This is a genomic window from uncultured Brachyspira sp., from assembly GCF_934747485.1.
GTDB lineage: Bacteria > Spirochaetota > Brachyspiria > Brachyspirales > Brachyspiraceae > Brachyspira.
In genome coordinates, this window is record NZ_CAKVGN010000009.1 from 17,397 (window position 1) to 35,159 (window position 17,763).

Here is a 17,763-nt window from a genome sequence, read left to right on the forward strand (position 1 = left end):
TAAAATAAACATAACAAAGGGAACGATGCTTATATTCCCTTCGCTATGTAATAATATGTAACAATTAGTATAAAGTCAATTATTTTAGTATTAAATACTTATAATTATTAAATACACTATCAACTATACTATAAACTCCATTAAAGTTTTTAGAACTTCCAGCCTTATAAGATTCTTCTTTGCCGTCAATTCTAAGTTTAGCATTACCTTCTTTATCTAAGAATAAGAAGCCGTCATTTTTAGAGTTTTTCATATCATCAGCAGTAGCAAATAATGTAAACTTATCTTTATAAGGAGCAGAACTATAAGGGCAGAATGTTTCACAGTTTCCGCATTCATTACACATATAGTCAACGTGTATAATTTGTGATATTTTAGCTCCACCTTCAACTTTAATAGAAACATTTGCTCTGTTAGGACAAACTTCAGTACAACTTTCACAAATATAATCGCAGCTTAAACATCTTGTAGCTTCAGGGTCTTTTGATACTTCTTTTAAGTTACCTTTTTTGCTGTAAGAAATCTCTTCAGTAGAAACAGAAGGTAAATCAGGAGCAATTGCTTTACCTAAAATAGCTTCAGCAACAACTCTTGCATCTCTTATAGCCTCAACTATAGTAGCAGCTCCGTATAATCCATCACCAGCAACATAAACATTTTTAATAGATGATTCATTATTAGCATTGCATTTTGGCTTGCCTTTATCATCAACATCTATGCCGTTAGATTTATAGAAGTCAGATTCGATTTGCTCACCAATAGAAGCTATTACTGTGTTAGCAGGAACTTCTACTGTTTCATTAGTTTCAACAACGTTTCTTCTGCCTTTTTCATCATAATCAGATAATTCCATTTTTTTGCATAAAAGTTTGCCGTTTTCTAATTTAACAGGTGCAAGCAACTCCATAAACTCAACACCATCTTCTAAAGCTTCTTTTAACTCTTCTTCATGTGCAGGCATATATCTCTTAGTTCTTCTATAAACTAATCTAACATTTTTTACACCCTTGTTTTTCTTAGCAGCACGAGCAGCATCCATAGCAGTGTTACCGCCTCCAATTACTACTACATTCTCTCCTAATTCAACATTGCCGTTAGTTTTGTTGAACTCTTCTAAGAATTTAAGAGCATTCATTGATTGACCAGCCTCAAGTTTTAAAGGCATGTTTTTATGAGCACCTATACAAACAACAGTGTAATCATAATTTTTGGCAAACTCTTTTATATCTTTTATTTCTTTGCCAAGTTCAAACTTAACGCCCATTTGTTTGCATAAGCTAACATCATTTCCAATCTCTTCAGCTGTAATTCTAAAATTAGGTATAATGTTAGCAACGACACCGCCAACTTTTTCTCTTTTGTCAAATACTGTAACTTCCACTCCAGCACGAGCCAAGAAGAAAGCCGCAGAAAGACCAGCAGGACCAGCACCTATAACACCAGCTTTTTTTCCTATAGAAGGAGCAGGTTTTAATGTGCTTATTACTTTGCTATATCCAGCTTTAGCAGCTTCTAATTTACAAGCTCTAATACTTACAGGCTCTTCATAGAATTGTCTAGTACATTTATCCATACAAGTATGAGGGCATAATATACCAGTGGCAAATGGAAGAGCATTTTTTTCTATTATTACTTTGAAAGATTCTTCATATTGTCCTTTAGAATTAAGTCTTATATAAGTAGTAAGGTCTTGATGTATAGGGCAAGTTTCCATACAAGGAGCTATATAACAATCAACTAAAGGTACTTTTTTATTAACTTTTCTGCTTGCAAGAGGCTTAATAGGTTTAACATGATGTTTGCTTTTTTTACCCCATTCAACAATTTTTTCAGCTTTAGCAACATCTACTTTTGTAAATGCTTTAGGCTCTTTAAGGTTTTTAGCTATCTGCTCTCCTCTTTGATATCCGCCTGTTTTTAGGAAAGTAGTAGCCATAGTTACAGGCCATATTCCTGCATCTATAACATCATTAATATTAAAATAATCACATCCGCCAGAATATGATATTCTTAAACTTCCATTAAAATCTTTGCTTAATCTTGAAGCTACTGTCATAGAAAGAGGGAATAAAGATTTTCCAGACATATACATCTCTTCAGAAGGCAATTCTTTTTGCTTAACATCTACAGGGAATGTATTAGTAATTTTTACACCGAATGCAAGTGAATTGTCAGAAGCTAACTTTTGAAGTCTTTGAAGCATAGGAACAGCATCGCTATACTGCAAGTCATCATTAAAGTGGAAATCAGTAAATGATATATAATCATAACCCATTTCATCTAAAGTTTTTCTTGCATATTCATAACCTAAAAGAGTAGGGTTACATTTAACGAAAGTATTTAATTTTTTTTCTGTAATTAGGTATGAAGCAATTTTTTCTATTTCTGTTGGAGGACAGCCATGAAGAGTAGATAATGTAACAGAATTACAAATATCAGCATTAATTTTATCAATATCTTCTTTTTTGAAGTTTTTGAATTTGCTTATGTTATTAGTAAGCCATTCTTTACATTCTTTGAATATAGGAGTGTTGGAAGCGTCTTTCATGCCTTCAATAAAATTATCAATCTTTTCAGTTTTAATGCCGTCATAATCATAACCAACAGATATATTAAACTGAAAACCGTCCATATCTCCCAAATCCCATTCTTTAGCAATTACTTTTAAAGCAACCCAAGCCTTAACATATTCATCAAAAGCCTGAGGAACATAAAGCTCAGTAGACCATTCACAGTTATAGCATTCATCATTAGCAGTAATACAAGGCTTATTAACACATTTGCTTAATTCTTCTCCGTCCATTTTTTGTACTGTTTTAAGTTCAAAGAATCTGCTTCCTGTGTAGTATGCAGCTATTATATTTTGAGCTAATTGAGTATGAGGTCCTGCAGCAGGTCCTATAGGAGTTTCTAATTTTCTTCCAAAAATTTCATAATATTTAGCTTTATCAGCTTTAAACGCTCTTGAAATACCAAATACTTTACCAGATTTTTTTTCTTCCAAAACCCAGTTCATAAGATTTCCAAAAGGTATGGGTGTCATTACATCGCTCATTTATAATCCTCCAATTATTAATTAATACTGTTTTAAAAAATTTATAGTAATGGAGCAAAAATATACCCCATTACTTAATTAATATATTTTAATTATTTATTAATTTGTTTCCAAAGCTTAGCAGACTCTTCTCTTATTTTAGCATAAGCAGCTTCTTCATCAATTTTTGTAAGTTTTCTGTCTCTCATCAATACTTCACCGTTACAAACAGTAGTATTAACATGTCCGCCATTCATACCAAATAATATATGTCCGTTAATGTTTTTATCGCTTAATTCTGTGTAATTTTTATAATCCATAATGATAACATCAGCAGCAGCACCCTCTTTAAGTACGCCAAGAGGAGTATCGAAATAACGATTAGCCATTTTAGCATTATTTTCAAATAGCATTGTAGGTAATTCACCCCAAGCAGCATTAGGGTCGCAGAGATTATGTTTATGAAGTACATTAGCTACTTTGTATGACTCTATCATATCATGAGTATATCCGTCAGTACCTAAACCTGTTAAAATGCCTTTTTTCATCAATTCCATTGTAGGAGGACAGCCGCAAGCATTGCCCATATTAGATTCAGGGTTATGAGAAGTCATAGTGTCTGTATCTTTTATTAAATCCATCTCATGAGGATTAACATATATACAGTGTACTAATATAGTTTGAGGACCTAAAACTTTGAAATCATAAAGTCTATCAACTATTCTTTTGCCATGTTCTTTAAGGCAGGCATGCAAATCTTCTATACCTTCAGCAACGTGAATATGGCAGCCTATGCCTTCAGGTAAATCTTTCATACAAGCTTCCATAGTTTTATCAGAAATAGTGAAAGAAGCATGCATTCCCATCATACCTTTAATCATATCAGTTTTATCAGCCATAGCATGTTTGATGAAGTCAAGATTTTCTTTAACAGAAGCTTTAGATTTAGGCTCTCCGTCTCTGTCAGAAACTTCATAACAAAGGCAAGAACGAACTCCCATAGTTTTAGCAGCTTCTTCTATAGCAAATAATGAACCTTCAATATGACCGAAACTAGCATGATGGTCAAATACTGTAGTAACACCATTTTTAATAGATTCTATATAGGTAGCCATAGCACTTTGTTTAGTTTGCTCTAAAGTAAGATTTCTGTCTATAGTCCACCACATACCGTCTAATATTTCTAAGAAACCTTTAGGATTATACCCATTAATGCTAAAACCTCTAGCCATTGCAGAGTAAATATGTTCATGTATATTTATAAATGCCGGCATAATGATGCTTCCTTTAGCATCTATAAACTCAGCATCTTTATATTTTGCTTTTAAATCTGAAGTTTTACCAACTTCTTTAATTAATCTTCCATCACAAAGAACTGCACCATCTTCTATAAATGGTTTAGCAGAATCTCTTGTTATTAATTTACCTCCGCCTATTAATAGCATATATTCCCCCTAAATTTCATATTTTTATAATTTATTATCTATATTTTAATAGGATATTAAAAAAAGTTGATTTGTCAACGAATTTGTATAAAAAATCCAAAATTTTTTAGATTTTTTCTTGAAAATCTAAAAAAAAATTAGTATACTATAAACGTATCAATTGATTTGTTGTATAGTAAAACATAATAGGTTTTTGTAAGGTTTTATGAGTTCTAATATAATACTAGAGACTTTAGTGAGTGTGGCACATGGAATAGCAAGGCAATTTGGAAATAATTGCGAGGTTTGTATTCACGAATTAAAAGAAGATGATTTAGAGCATACAATTCTTTTTATTATTAATGGAGGTGTTACAGGAAGGCAAGTAGGAGAAGGTGCTTCAAATGTGGTATTAAAAACTATAGAAAAGCTAAAGAAAGGCGAGCCTATAGTTGATCATTTGTCCTATCTTACTAAAGCATCAAACGGCAAAATATTAAAGTCTTCAACTGTTTTTATAAAAGATATTAATGGTAAATATAGATATATATTGTCTATAAACTTTGATATAACAAGTTTTATACCATTTAAGAGTGATTTAGATTTATTGATTAAAACAGAAGATAAATCTAAGCTTGAGGAGATACCAAACAGTGCTCAGGAACTTATGGAGAAACTTATATTAAAAAGTGAAGAATTAATAGGAAAGCCTGCTTCTATAATGAGTAAAGACGAAAAAATAAAAGCTATTAAATTTTTAAATGACTCTGGGGTGTTTTTAATAACAAAATCCGGAGATAAAGTATCAAATCACTTTGGAATAAGTAAATTCACTCTATATAATTATATAGATTCAAAAAAGGAGGAAGTAAATGAGTGAGCTTAAATGGGCAGAAAATAAAATGCCTAAGTCAGATGACAAAAATTTACCAATAATGTCTATTGAGGAAGTAAAGAAAGCAAAAGCTTTTCATAAAAGTTTCCCTCAATACACACAAACACCATTATCAGAATTAAAAGAAATGGCAAAATATTTAGGTTTAGGAACTATCAAAGTAAAAGATGAGTCATACAGATTTGGTCTTAATGCTTTTAAAGTATTAGGCGGTTCTTATTCTATGGCTAAATATATAGCTCAAAAAATGGGAAAAGATGTAAGCGAGTTTCCTTATGATGTACTTACTTCAAAAAAATTAAAAGATGAATTCGGTCAAGCTACATTCTTCTCTGCTACAGACGGCAACCATGGAAGAGGCGTTGCTTGGGCTGCTAATAAATTAGGACAAAAATCAGTAATTTTTATGCCTAAAGGATCAACAGAAACAAGATTAAAAAATATTCAAGCTGAAGGTGCTACTGCTACAATAGAAGAATATAACTATGATGAATGTGTTAGAAAAGCTGCTGCAGAAGCTGCAAAAGTGCCTAATGGTGTAGTTGTACAGGACACTGCTTGGGAGGGCTATGAAGAGATACCTGCTTGGATTATGCAAGGTTATGGTACTATGGCTTTAGAGGCAGATGAGCAATTTGGCGAAAGACCTACACATGTATTTGTACAGGCTGGAGTTGGTTCTTTGGCTGGTGCTATGGTTGGATATTTTGCTAATAAATATAAAGATAATCCTCCTATAATGGTTGTAGTAGAGGCTGAAGCTGCTGCTTGTTTATATAAAGGTGCTGTGGCAGGTGATGGTAAAATAAGAATAGTAGAAGGCGATTTAAATACTATTATGGCAGGACTTGCTTGCGGTGAGCCTAATATTACTTCTTGGGATATACTTAAAAATCATGCTGATTGTTTTATTGCTGCTGAAGATGTAGTTGCTGCAAGAGGTATGAGAATGTTATCTGCTCCGTTAAAAGGAGACCCTCAGGTTGTATCTGGTGAATCTGGAGCTGCTCCTTTCGGTGCTTTGGCTACTATTATGCTTAATGATGAATATGCTGAATTAAGAAAAAAATTAAAACTTGATTCTAATTCTAAAGTATTATTATTCAGCACAGAAGGCGATACTGACCCAATTAGATGGAAAAATATCATTTGGGAAGCAAAAGAGAGATAATAATTTTTTTATATATATAATTTTAGGGAGAAATAAAAATGAGTGCTATTTCAAAAGAACAATTTGAACAAATAAAAGCAAAAGCAGAAGGCTATAAAGCTGATATGACTAAGTTTTTAAGAGATTTAGTTGCAATTCCTAGCGAGTCTTGCGAAGAAAAAGGCGTAATTGAGAGAATTGCTGAAGAGATGAAAAAAGTAGGATTTGACAAAGTAGAAATAGATCCTATGGGTAACGTTTTAGGTTATATGGGTACTGGTAAAACTTTAATAGGTATAGATGCTCATATAGATACAGTTGGTATAGGTAACAAAGACAACTGGGAATTTGACCCTTATAAAGGTTATGAAAATGATGTAGAGATAGGCGGAAGAGGTACTTCTGACCAAGAGGGCGGTATAGTTTCTGGTGTTTATGGTGCTAAAATAATGAAAGATTTAGGTCTTTTAAGCGACAAATATCAAGTTGTTGTTGTTGGTACTGTACAAGAAGAAGACTGCGATGGTTTGTGCTGGGAATACATTTGTAAAGAAAGCAAAATTAAACCTGAGTTTGTAATTTCTACTGAGCCTACTGACGGCGGTATTTACAGAGGTCAAAGAGGAAGAATGGAGATAAGAGTAGATGTTAAAGGTATCTCTTGTCACGGTTCTGCTCCAGAAAGAGGAGATAACGCTATTTACAAGATGGCTGATATACTTCAAGACATCAGAAGCCTTAACGAAAATGATGCTAAAGATTCTACACCTATCAAAGGTTTAGTAAAAATGCTTGAAGAAAAATACAATCCTCAATATAAAGAAGCTAACTTCTTAGGAAGAGGTACTGTAACAGTTTCTCAAATATTCTACACTTCTCCAAGCAGATGTGCTGTTGCTGACTCTTGTTCTATATCATTAGACAGAAGAATGACAGCTGGTGAAACTTGGGAAAGCTGTTTAGAAGAAATAAGAAGCCTTCCTAATGTAAAAAAATATGGTGCTGAAGTATCTATGTATAATTATGAAAGACCATCTTGGAAAGGTTTAGTTTATCCAATAGAATGTTACTTCCCAACTTGGGTAATACCTGAAGACCATGCTGTAACTAAAGCTTTAGAAGAGGCTTATAAAGGTCTTTATGGTACTGAAAGAATTGGACCTACTCCAGAAATAGAAAAAGAAAGAAAAGCTCGTCCGCTTACTGATAAATGGACATTCTCTACTAATGGTGTATCTATTATGGGAAGAAATGGAATACCTTGTATAGGTTTTGGACCTGGTGCTGAAGCTCAAGCTCATGCTCCTAATGAAAAAACTTGGAAACAAGATTTAGTTGTATGTGCTGCTATGTATGCTGCTGTACCTACTATATATTGTGCAAATAAATAAAAAATTAATTAATATTAATTAAATAAAAAATCAAAACAAAAGGATGAAAATATGGGTATACAAAAATATATTTCAAAACTCGATAGCCTTGAATTTGGAAAAATGTACAAAAATGACTTTTTCCTAACTTGGGACAAAACTTTTGATGAATTACAAGCTGTTTGGACTGTTGCTGATGCTTTAAGATTCTTAAGAGAAAGCAATGTGTCTACTAAAGTATTTGATTCTGGTTTAGGTATCTCTTTATTTAGAGATAACTCTACAAGGACTCGTTTCTCTTTCGCTTCTGCTTGTAACCTTTTAGGTTTAGAAGTACAAGACTTAGATGAAGGTAAAAGCCAAATTGCTCATGGTGAGACAGTTAGAGAAACTGCTAACATGGTATCTTTCATGGCTGATGTTATAGGTATCAGAGATGATATGTACATCGGTAAAGGTCATGAATACATGAAAGAAGTTTCTGAGTCTGTAAGACAAGGTTACAATGACGGTATATTAGAGCAAATCCCTACACTTGTAAACTTACAATGTGATAGAGACCATCCAACACAAATGATGGCTGACTCTTTACACTTTATCCACGAATTAGGCGGATTAGAAAACTTAAGAGGTAAAAAAGTTGCTATGACTTGGGCTTATTCACCTTCTTACGGTAAACCTCTTTCTGTACCTCAAGGTGCTGCTGGTTTATTCACTAGATTAGGTATGGACGTTGCTTTAGCTTATCCAAAAGGTTATGAGCTTATGCCTGAAGTTGAAGCTATTGCTAAGAAAAATGCTGAAGCTGCTGGCGTTAAATTAACTATCACTAACAATATGGACGAAGCTTTTGAAAATGCTGATGTTGTTTATCCTAAATCTTGGGCTCCATTTGCTGCTATGCAAGAGAGAACAGACCTTTATGGTAAAGGCGACACTGACGGAATAAAAGCTCTTGAAAAGAGATTATTAGAGCAAAATGCTAAACATAAAGATTGGTGCTGTACTGAAGAAAAAATGAAGAAAACTAAAGACGGAAAAGCATTATACTTACACTGCTTACCTGCTGATATTAATGATGTTAGCTGTAAAGATGGTGAGGTTGCTGCTTCTGTATTTGACAGATATAGAGTACCTCTTTATAAACAAGCTAGCTACAAACCTTATGTTATAGCTGCTATGATTTTCTTAGCTAAATTTAGAGACCCTCAAGCTGTATTAAGCAAATTAGCTTCAGATGGAAAACCAAGAGTATTTGGTTGCTAATAATTAGAAAATAATGAATGGTAAGTATCTATTTTTTAATAGTACTTACCATTTTATATCTTTAATATTGTGAAAAGAAGAACTTTTTTATGATATTAAAATTAAATTAATTTTATTTTTAGGATATAAAAATGGGAAATAAAAAAAGAATTGTTATTGCTTTAGGCGGTAATGCTTTGGGAGATACTCTTGCAGAGCAAATGCAGGCTGTAAAAATAACTGCTAAAAACATAGTAGATTTAGTAGAAAGCGGATGTGAAGTAATAGTAGCTCATGGTAACGGCCCGCAAGTAGGTTTTATCAATAATGCTATGAATGAATATACTAATAATCACAATACTGGAAATCCTATACCTTTATCAGTATGTGTTGCTATGAGTCAGGCTTATATTGGTTATGATTTACAGAATGCTATTATGGAAGAGTTTTCTAATAGAAATATTACAGTTCCTCCAATAGCTACATTAATTACGCAAGTGGTAGTTGATGAGAATGACCCAGCTTTCAAAAATCCTACCAAACCTATAGGTCAATTTATGACTAAGGAAGAGGGTGAGTCTAAAGCTAAAGAATTGGGTTGGACAGTAAAAGAAGATGCGGGAAGAGGATACAGAAGAGTTGTTGCTTCTCCAAAACCTGTTGCAATTGCAGAGAGCACTGCTATTAAAGCTATGCTTAATGAAAAAGCGTTAGTAATTTGCTGCGGCGGCGGCGGTATACCTGTTGTAAAAAGAGGCAACCATTTAAAAGGTATGGCTGCTGTTATAGATAAAGACTTTGCTTCTGCTGTACTTGCTAAAGAGCTTGATGCTGATATGCTTATCATTTTAACAGCTGTAGAAAAAGTTGCTATTAATTTTGGTAAACCTGATGTTAAATGGCTTGACTCTATGACTATATCTGAAGCTAAAAAGCATTGTGATGATGGTCAATTTGCTCCTGGTTCTATGCTTCCAAAAGTGCAGGCTTGTATGCAATTTGTTGAGGCTACTGGAAAAGAAGCTATGATTACTTTACTTGAAAAAGCTAAAGACGCTATTAATGGAAAAACTGGTACTAAAGTAGTGAAATAAAAAAATATATTTACTATAATAATAAGTATATATAAATTAAAGAGGAGGATCATGATTTATGGAAGGAAATAAATCTAATTCAGAGTTAGTTTATCAACTTGAAGGCCGTCCAAGTATAGCTGTTGCATTTCCTTTAGGGATGCAGCATGTAATGGCAATGTTCACTTCAAATTTGGCTCCTATATTAATTATTGCAGGAGTATGCGGTTTATCAGGAGCTGATACGGTTGTTATGGTTCAATGTGCGATGTTTGTATCAGGGCTTACAACTTTTATTCAGCTTTATCCTATAAAACTTGGAAAGAACAGACAAATTGGGGCTAATCTTCCTATAGTAATGGGTACATCTTTTGCTTTTGTACCAACTGCTCAAAGTGTCGCTGCTATGGGCGGTATAGGAATGGTATTAGGCGGTGCTATGGTAGGAAGTTTAACAGAAGTTATAATGGGTTTTTTCTATAAATATATACGTAAGTTCTTTCCGCCTTTGGTTGTTGGATGTACACTTGTAACTATAGGAGTTAGTCTTCTTAATGTTGGAGTTGGATATTTTGCTGGAGGAGTAGGTTCTCCTGATTATGGTTCTCCTAAAAATTTAGCTATGGGATTTTTATCTCTATTTGTTATTATTATATTGCAGAAATTTGGTAAAGGTATTATCAAAAATTCTGCTATTTTAATAGGTCTTATTGTAGGATATGTGGTTTCTGCTTTCTTAGGAATGGTTAATACTCAGCCTATATCTGAGGCATCTTGGTTTAGAGTTCCTCTTCCTATGCATTTCAAAATTGAATTTTCTTTGCCTGCTATAATAAGCTTTGCTGTTCTTTATATAACTTCAGGTCTTGAAACTATAGGAAATACTTCTGGTATTACAATAGCGGGATTTGACAGAGAAGCTACCGAAAAAGAAACTTCTGGTGCTATATTAGCAGATGCTTTAGGTTCTACAACTGCAGCATTTTTTAACTGTCTTCCAAATACTGCTTTTGGACAGAATGCAGGAATAGTATCTATGACTAAAGTTGTTAATAAATTCTGTATAGCAACAGGTGCTTTCGTTTTAATGTTATGCGGTTTCTTTCCTAAATTGGGTGCTATATTCTCAGCTATACCTAGCTCTGTATTAGGCGGCTCTATAATAACGGTATTTGCTATGATTTTAATTAATGGAATCAAGATGATAGCTAAAGCTGGTTTCAGTGAACGCAATATTATAGTAATGGGTATTACTTTTGCTTTAGGACTTGGAATAGCAAATCATCAGGATGCAATAGTAAGTCTTCCTAGTTATGTGAAATTTATATTCCATGACACTGTTTCAGCAACTTGTATTATATCTATTGTAGCAAATCTTATATTCCCTGCTGATAAAGAGAGTAACCCAGAGGATTATAATGCATAATTAGTGTTTAAGTTTTTAATTAGTAAGGATATACAATGGAAACTTTTATTAAAGAATTAAAAAACTCTGTACCAAGAGTAGATGCTATAGATAAATTAACAGGAAAAACTAAGTATTTGAGTGATATAGACTTTGGAAAAGACGTGCTATATGCAAAAATAGTTTATTCTACCAAAGCTAGAGCTAAAATATTAAAAATAAATATACCAGAACTTCCTGAAGGTTATTTTACTGTTGATTATAAAGATGTTCCTGGTAAGAATATGACTACTATGGTAGTAGCTGATTGGCCGCCATTTGCAGAAGACACTGTAAGATATATTGGTGAAACAATACTTCTTGTGGTAGGTCCTGATAAAAATATAGTTTATGATATAGCTGAAAAAATAACCATAGAATATGAGGATTTGCCTGCGGTACTAAATATAGAAGATTCTAAGAAACTATTAGGCGGACCTATAGTTAATAAAGACAACATATTTATATCATTCAAAGCTGGATATGGTGATGTTGATGAGGCATTCAAAAAAGCAAAGACTATAATAGAAGAAACTTATTATACACCATATCAAGAACATTTATATATGGAAGTTAATGGTGCTGTTGGAGTGTGGGAAAATGGTAAGGTATCAATTTACTCTTCAACGCAATGTCCATATTATGTACAAAAGGCTGCTTCTCCTGTGCTGGGGGGTGAAGATGTGAGGGTGGTAGCTCCACCTATTGGCGGAGGTTTCGGAGGAAAAGAACATTATCCAGATGTTTTAGCTTCAATAGTTGCCGTTGCTGCACATAAATCCAAAAAAACTGTAAAACTTATATTAGACAGACAATTTGATATGGCTTATAGTGTAAAAAGACAGCCTGCTCAAATAACTACTAAAGTTGCACTTGATGAAAATAATAATATCATTGCTCTTGATGTAGTATCAGATATGGATGCTGGTGCCTATGAAGCTAGTTCAAGAGTTATAATGCAAAGATGTACATATACTGCTGCTAACGTATATAATTTCCCTAATGTGAGAGTATTAGGAAGATTGTATGTTACTAACAATGTACCTAGCTGTGCTTTCAGGGGATTTGGGGCTCCTCAAGCAATATTTGCTATAGAAAGAACTATGGATAATATTGCTAAAAAAATAAATGTTGATCCTGTAGAATTAAAAAGAAAATATTTCGTAAAACAAAATGACCCAACCATAACAGGCGGTGTATTTCACGATAATATAATACTTCCTAAAATGCTTGATTGGGCTTTAAAAGAATCTGATTACGAAAGAAAAGCAAAAGAGTATAAAGACACTATGTATAAAGGAATAGGAATATCTTGTTTCTTGCATGGATGTGCTTTTACTGGAAGCGGCGAAAGAGATATAATAAAGGCTAAATTAAAATTAAGAAAGAAAGGTAAAAAAGTAACTATACTTACTTCAAACACAGAAATAGGTCAGGGTCTTCATACCACATTTAGAAAAATAGCTTCATACAATTTAAATATTCCATTAGAAGATATTGATATAGCTGAATATGATACTGACATTGTTCCTAATACTGGTCCTACTGTAGCTTCACGTTCTGTGATGATAGTAGGATATTTGATACAAGAGGCTTCTAAAAAATTAAAAGAGAGATGGAGAGAGTCTGATGAAATAGAAATAACAGAAGATTACAAACACCCTACTCATTTAATAGATTGGGATACTACTACTTTAAGAGGAGATGCTTATCCTAGTTATGGACTTGGAATAAATGTTGTTGAAGTAGAAGTTGATAAATATACATTAGAAGTAAAAATTGTAGGAGTATGGGCAGTATTTGATTGCGGATATCCTATAGATGAAAAGATAGTAGAAGGTCAGATAAAAGGCGGAGTTGCTCAGGCACTTGGTTGGGGAGCTTTGGAAAAATTGGTAAATAAAGATGGAAAGTTCCTTCAAGTGAAGATGTCTGATTATATGATACCTACTTCTTTAGATTTGCCTGAAATAAAAACTTGTATAATGGGTGAACCATATCAATATGGTCCATTAGGTGCTAAAGGAATAGGGGAGATTACTTTTGATGGTGCTGCTAGTGCTTATGCTTCTGCTATGGAAAGTGCTTTAAAACACCATTTTACTAGCATACCTATTTTACCTGAGAATATTGCGGAGGTATTATAATGGCTATAAGTTTTACTGTTAATAATAAAAAAATTACTACAGAATTAAATCCTTTAACCAGATTAATAGATTTTATTAGAGATGAATTAAAGCTTACTGGAACTAAAGAAGGCTGCGGAGAAGGTGAGTGTGGTGCTTGTGCTGTATTTTTAGATGGTAAAGTTGTTAATTCATGTTTAGTTCCTATAGCTTTATGTGAAGGAAAAGAAGTTATGACTATAGAAGGATATACAGAGACAGAACGAGGTAAAGTTGTTGTTCAGTCTTTTTTAGATGAAGGGGCTGTTCAATGCGGTTTTTGTATACCTGGTATGGTAATGTCTTCTGAGGTGATATTAAGAGATACTAATGGTAAACCTACAGAAGAGGAAGTTAGAAAGGGATTATCTGGTAACTTATGCAGATGTACTGGATATGACCATATAGTTAATGCTGTATTAAGAGCTTCTGATATAGCTTCAAAGGAGGGTAAAAAATTATGGTAGAAACTTTGATAGCTAAAAATATAGATGATGCTTTGGAATTAAAATCAAAACATAATGCAATTATTTTTGCAGGCGGTACAGATTTAATGGTTGAATATTTAAGAGGAAGCAATTTAATAGCTAAATTTGAGAAGCCTGTACTTTTTATAAATTCTATAGCTGAATTAAAAGGAATAAAAGAAGATGGAAATAATATCATTATAGGAGCATTAACTACTTTTGATGAAATAATAAAATCTCCTCTAATTCCTCAAGTGTTAAAAGACAGTGCTTCTGGTATAGCAGGTCCTCCTATAAGAAATATTGCTACTATTGGAGGAAATATTTGCAATGCTTCTCCTTCTGCTGACAGCTTGCCTTCGCTTTATGCAATGGATGCTGTTTTAAGATTAAAAGGTAAAAATTCACAAAGAGAAGTAAAAATTAAAGATTTCATCACCGGTGTAAGCAAAACTATAATAAAAGATGATGAAATACTTACTCATATTGTAATACCTAAACAAAATTATGAATATTCTTTCTATAGAAAAATAGGTACAAGAAAGGCTAATGCTTTGTCTAAGCTTGCTATGTGTGCTTTAGTTTGTAGAGAAAATGATAAGTATAGATTTAAAATAAGTTTCTGTACGTTGGGTGTTACGGTTACAAGAGATGAATCTATAGAAGAAAAATTTATAACTTCAAATATTGATGATTGGAAAAATAAAATAAAAGATATACAAGAAGCATACTCTGCTATTATGAAGCCAAGAGATAGTGCAAGGTCAACAGCTTTGTATAGAAAAAAATGTGCTTTAAATTTAATAAAATATTTTATGGAAGATATCTGTAAAAAATAGTTTATTAATTTAATAAATAAAATAATTATTAAAAAAATGGAGAGAAATATGAGTATGAATGAAAAAACTCAAGATGCTTTGTTTCAATATGAAGCTGTTCCAAAGATGACTCAAGCTTTCCCGCTGGCTATTCAGCACGTAGTTGCTATGATTGTTGGTTGTGTAACTCCTGCTCTTATAGTATCATCTGCAGCCGGTCTTAAAAGCGGAAGTCCTGAGCAAATATTATTAGTTCAATCCTCATTAGTATTTGCTGCAATTTCTACTATTATCATGCTGTTTCCTATACCTATTACTAAAGGATATCATATAGGTGCAAGACTTCCTATGATTATAGGTGTTAGTTTTGCTTATGTATCTACTATGCAGTCTATTGCCAGAGGACCTGAAGGAATTGGTCTTGGAGCACAGGGTATTGCTATTATTTTGGGGGCTCAAGTAGTAGGCGGTATAGTTGCTTTTATATTTGGTTTGGCTGTTGAAAAAATAAGAAAGTTATTTCCGCCTTTAATTGCTGGTACTGTTGTTTTTACAGTTGGTCTTTCATTATATCCTACTGCTGTTAGATATATGGCTGGAGGAAGCACTTTATATAGCATAAATGGTGAAGTTGTTCCTTTTGGTTCTTGGCAGTATTGGGCTGTTGCTTTCATTACTCTTATTGCTGTTATCTTCTTTAACCAGTTTACTAAAGGTTTCTTAAAATTAGCTTCTATACTTATGGGATTAATAGTTGGTTATATAGCAGCATTTTTCTTTGGTATGATTAATTTTACTAGTGTTGCTAATGCCGGCATCTTCCAAGCTCCTAAATTATTGCCTTTTGGTATAGTATTTGACCCTTCTGCTTGTATAGCTATAGCACTTTTATTTGCTGTAAACTCTGTTCAAGCCATTGGGGATTTTTCTGCTACTACTTCAGGCGGTATGGGAAGAATGCCTACTGATAAAGAATTAAAATGCGGTATCACTGCTTATGGTATTATTAATATAATATCTTCTATATTTGGTTGTTTGCCTACTGCTACTTACAGCCAAAACGTTGGTATTGTTGCTACTACAAAAGTTGTTAATAGAATAGTATTTTTAATTGCTGCTATTATAATATTGGTTGCTGGTTTATTTCCTAAATTTTCTGCTTTGCTTACTACTATACCTTCTTGCGTATTAGGCGGTGCTACTATAATGGTATTTGCTTCTATTGCTATGACTGGTATTAAATTAGTATTCACTGAAAATATGGGACCTAGAAATACTTTAATAGTTGGTCTTGCTGTTGCTTTAGGTATGGGTACTGTTCAAGTTGGAGGAGCTTTAGATACTTTTCCTACTTGGGCTAAAACTGTATTTGGAAGCAGCCCTGTTGTTATAGCTACTTGTACTGCTATAATACTTAATGTTATTCTTCCTAAAGAAGAGAAAAAATAATTGTATGATATTTAGACAATGGGATTTTGTCTCCCATTGTCTTTTATTTTAAATCTTCTCTTTTATCTATATCTATTAACTTCATTTCATCTATTGTATATAAGAAAGTATCTTCAATATTTTTCTTTATGATTTTTGATGCTCCTTCATCATTTTGTAGTTTTAGAATATCATCAATATATTTAGAAGAAAAAATGGCAGGATTAGAAACTCTGTCTTCTGTAAACATTGCACCTATATTTTTTTGGCTGAAGTAAAAATACTTTATCATATTAAATATATCATCGCTTTCTAAAAAAGGCATGTCGCATACAAAAAAAGAAAAATTATCACAGCTCTCTTTTATTGCTTCTTTAAGTCCGAGTTTTATTGATGAGCTTATACCTTGATTATGATTATTATTAAAAACAGTAACATAATCTTTGTTTTCAAATTCTTTGTTTAGTATTTCATCATATATGCTTACAACAATTATAGATGTTTCTAAGTTTTTTAACTTTTTATCTTTTTTTAATAGTTTTATTACATCAGATATTTTATTGATTGTATTTTCAAATAGAGTTTTATTATCAAGTGAGTTAAATTTATGAATTAATTTGTTTCCGTTAAAACGTTTGCTGCTTCCGGAAGCGAGAATTATAAATGCAGTTTTTTCATAATTAATATTTTTGTTTTGTGTGAAATCATTTAAATATAATTGAATATCGCCGCATTTATTTTTAAGCTTATTTATATAATATTTGTTTGCAATAAATTTGATAGTTTCAATATCTACAATTTTGTTTTTGTCTATTTCTCCACATAGATTATACCTAAAACAAACTTCGCTAAATTTTCTATTTAAAGCATGAAGCCCCATTACTACAACTATTTTAGAAATTTTTCCTAATAGTATATTTGGTATAACCGGCTCATTTTCATTAGGTATTTTTATAGGGTAATGTTTTGCCCCATCGGCTTCTATTAATATAACATCAGCATATTTAATAGCATTATTTAATTTATCATCTCCAACATACATTAGCTTTTTTTCATCATACTCTTTTCCAAGCACTATTATATTTTTATTGTCAAATGAGTGAGAATTAATATTATCAGTATATTCATTTGGTTTATAAATTTTTGTTGTAGTTGTGATAATTACTTTTTTGTCTTTGTAACTTTTTGATAAGTTTTCTATATATGTAGTCTTTCCGCCAGCACCGCATACTAAGATTATTTCAGGCATA

The 17,763-nt window shown here is 32.5% G+C and carries 13 protein-coding genes; 10 read left to right on the plus strand and 3 right to left on the minus strand.

The window, feature by feature from the left end:
* Window positions 1-79: 79 nt before the first annotated feature.
* Both ygfK and ssnA read right to left on the minus strand, forming a co-directional pair.
* Window positions 80-3,055 carry a putative selenate reductase subunit YgfK gene (gene ygfK / locus Q0H31_RS02890; protein WP_295295685.1) on the minus strand — a complete coding sequence of 992 codons (2,976 nt, stop codon included), beginning with the start codon at window positions 3,053-3,055 and terminating at the stop codon, window positions 80-82.
* 92 nt (window positions 3,056-3,147) lie between these two features.
* The gene (gene ssnA / locus Q0H31_RS02895) at window positions 3,148-4,479 is read right to left on the minus strand and encodes a putative aminohydrolase SsnA (RefSeq protein WP_295295686.1); all 1,332 of its coding nucleotides are present in this window, start codon (window positions 4,477-4,479) and stop codon (window positions 3,148-3,150) included.
* A 205-nt stretch (window positions 4,480-4,684) separates the two neighbouring features.
* Between ssnA and Q0H31_RS02900 the strand changes: the two genes are divergently transcribed.
* The 10 genes from Q0H31_RS02900 (at window position 4,685) to Q0H31_RS02945 (ending at window position 16,534) form a co-directional block, all read left to right on the plus strand.
* Window positions 4,685-5,338 carry a transcriptional regulator gene (locus Q0H31_RS02900; protein ID WP_295295687.1) on the plus strand — a complete coding sequence of 218 codons (654 nt, stop codon included), beginning with the start codon at window positions 4,685-4,687 and terminating at the stop codon, window positions 5,336-5,338.
* The gene (gene dpaL, locus Q0H31_RS02905; RefSeq protein WP_295295688.1) at window positions 5,331-6,524 is read left to right on the plus strand and encodes a diaminopropionate ammonia-lyase; all 1,194 of its coding nucleotides are present in this window, start codon (window positions 5,331-5,333) and stop codon (window positions 6,522-6,524) included. Before Q0H31_RS02900 ends, dpaL begins: the two co-directional genes overlap by 8 nt.
* A 38-nt stretch (window positions 6,525-6,562) precedes the next feature.
* A complete protein-coding gene (locus Q0H31_RS02910; protein ID WP_295295689.1) occupies window positions 6,563-7,894 on the plus strand; it encodes a YgeY family selenium metabolism-linked hydrolase in 1,332 nt (443 codons plus the stop codon).
* A 51-nt stretch (window positions 7,895-7,945) separates the two neighbouring features.
* Window positions 7,946-9,139 carry a knotted carbamoyltransferase YgeW gene (ygeW, locus tag Q0H31_RS02915; protein ID WP_295295690.1) on the plus strand — a complete coding sequence of 398 codons (1,194 nt, stop codon included), beginning with the start codon at window positions 7,946-7,948 and terminating at the stop codon, window positions 9,137-9,139.
* Between the two features lie 131 nt (window positions 9,140-9,270).
* Window positions 9,271-10,212 carry a carbamate kinase gene (gene arcC, locus Q0H31_RS02920; RefSeq protein ID WP_295295691.1) on the plus strand — a complete coding sequence of 314 codons (942 nt, stop codon included), beginning with the start codon at window positions 9,271-9,273 and terminating at the stop codon, window positions 10,210-10,212.
* A 58-nt stretch (window positions 10,213-10,270) separates the two neighbouring features.
* Window positions 10,271-11,617 (plus strand): nucleobase:cation symporter-2 family protein, encoded by a 1,347-nt coding sequence (locus tag Q0H31_RS02925; RefSeq protein WP_295295692.1) that lies wholly within the window; start codon window positions 10,271-10,273, stop codon window positions 11,615-11,617.
* 35 nt (window positions 11,618-11,652) lie between these two features.
* Window positions 11,653-13,782, plus strand: coding sequence for a xanthine dehydrogenase family protein molybdopterin-binding subunit (locus Q0H31_RS02930; protein ID WP_295295693.1), 2,130 nt, complete (start codon window positions 11,653-11,655; stop codon window positions 13,780-13,782).
* Entirely contained in the window at window positions 13,782-14,267 is a 486-nt protein-coding gene (locus Q0H31_RS02935) for a (2Fe-2S)-binding protein (protein ID WP_295295694.1), read from the plus strand. The genes Q0H31_RS02930 and Q0H31_RS02935 overlap by 1 nt, the downstream gene beginning before the upstream one ends.
* Window positions 14,261-15,106 carry an FAD binding domain-containing protein gene (locus Q0H31_RS02940; protein ID WP_295295695.1) on the plus strand — a complete coding sequence of 282 codons (846 nt, stop codon included), beginning with the start codon at window positions 14,261-14,263 and terminating at the stop codon, window positions 15,104-15,106. Before Q0H31_RS02935 ends, Q0H31_RS02940 begins: the two co-directional genes overlap by 7 nt.
* A gap of 48 nt (window positions 15,107-15,154) precedes the next feature.
* Window positions 15,155-16,534, plus strand: a complete 1,380-nt coding sequence (locus Q0H31_RS02945; protein WP_295295696.1) for a solute carrier family 23 protein — start codon at window positions 15,155-15,157, stop codon at window positions 16,532-16,534.
* Between the two features lie 43 nt (window positions 16,535-16,577).
* On the opposite strand, the gene yqeC is transcribed toward Q0H31_RS02945, so the two are convergent.
* A complete protein-coding gene (gene yqeC / locus Q0H31_RS02950; protein ID WP_295295697.1) occupies window positions 16,578-17,762 on the minus strand; it encodes a selenium cofactor biosynthesis protein YqeC in 1,185 nt (394 codons plus the stop codon).
* Between the last annotated feature and the right edge of the window lies 1 nt (window position 17,763).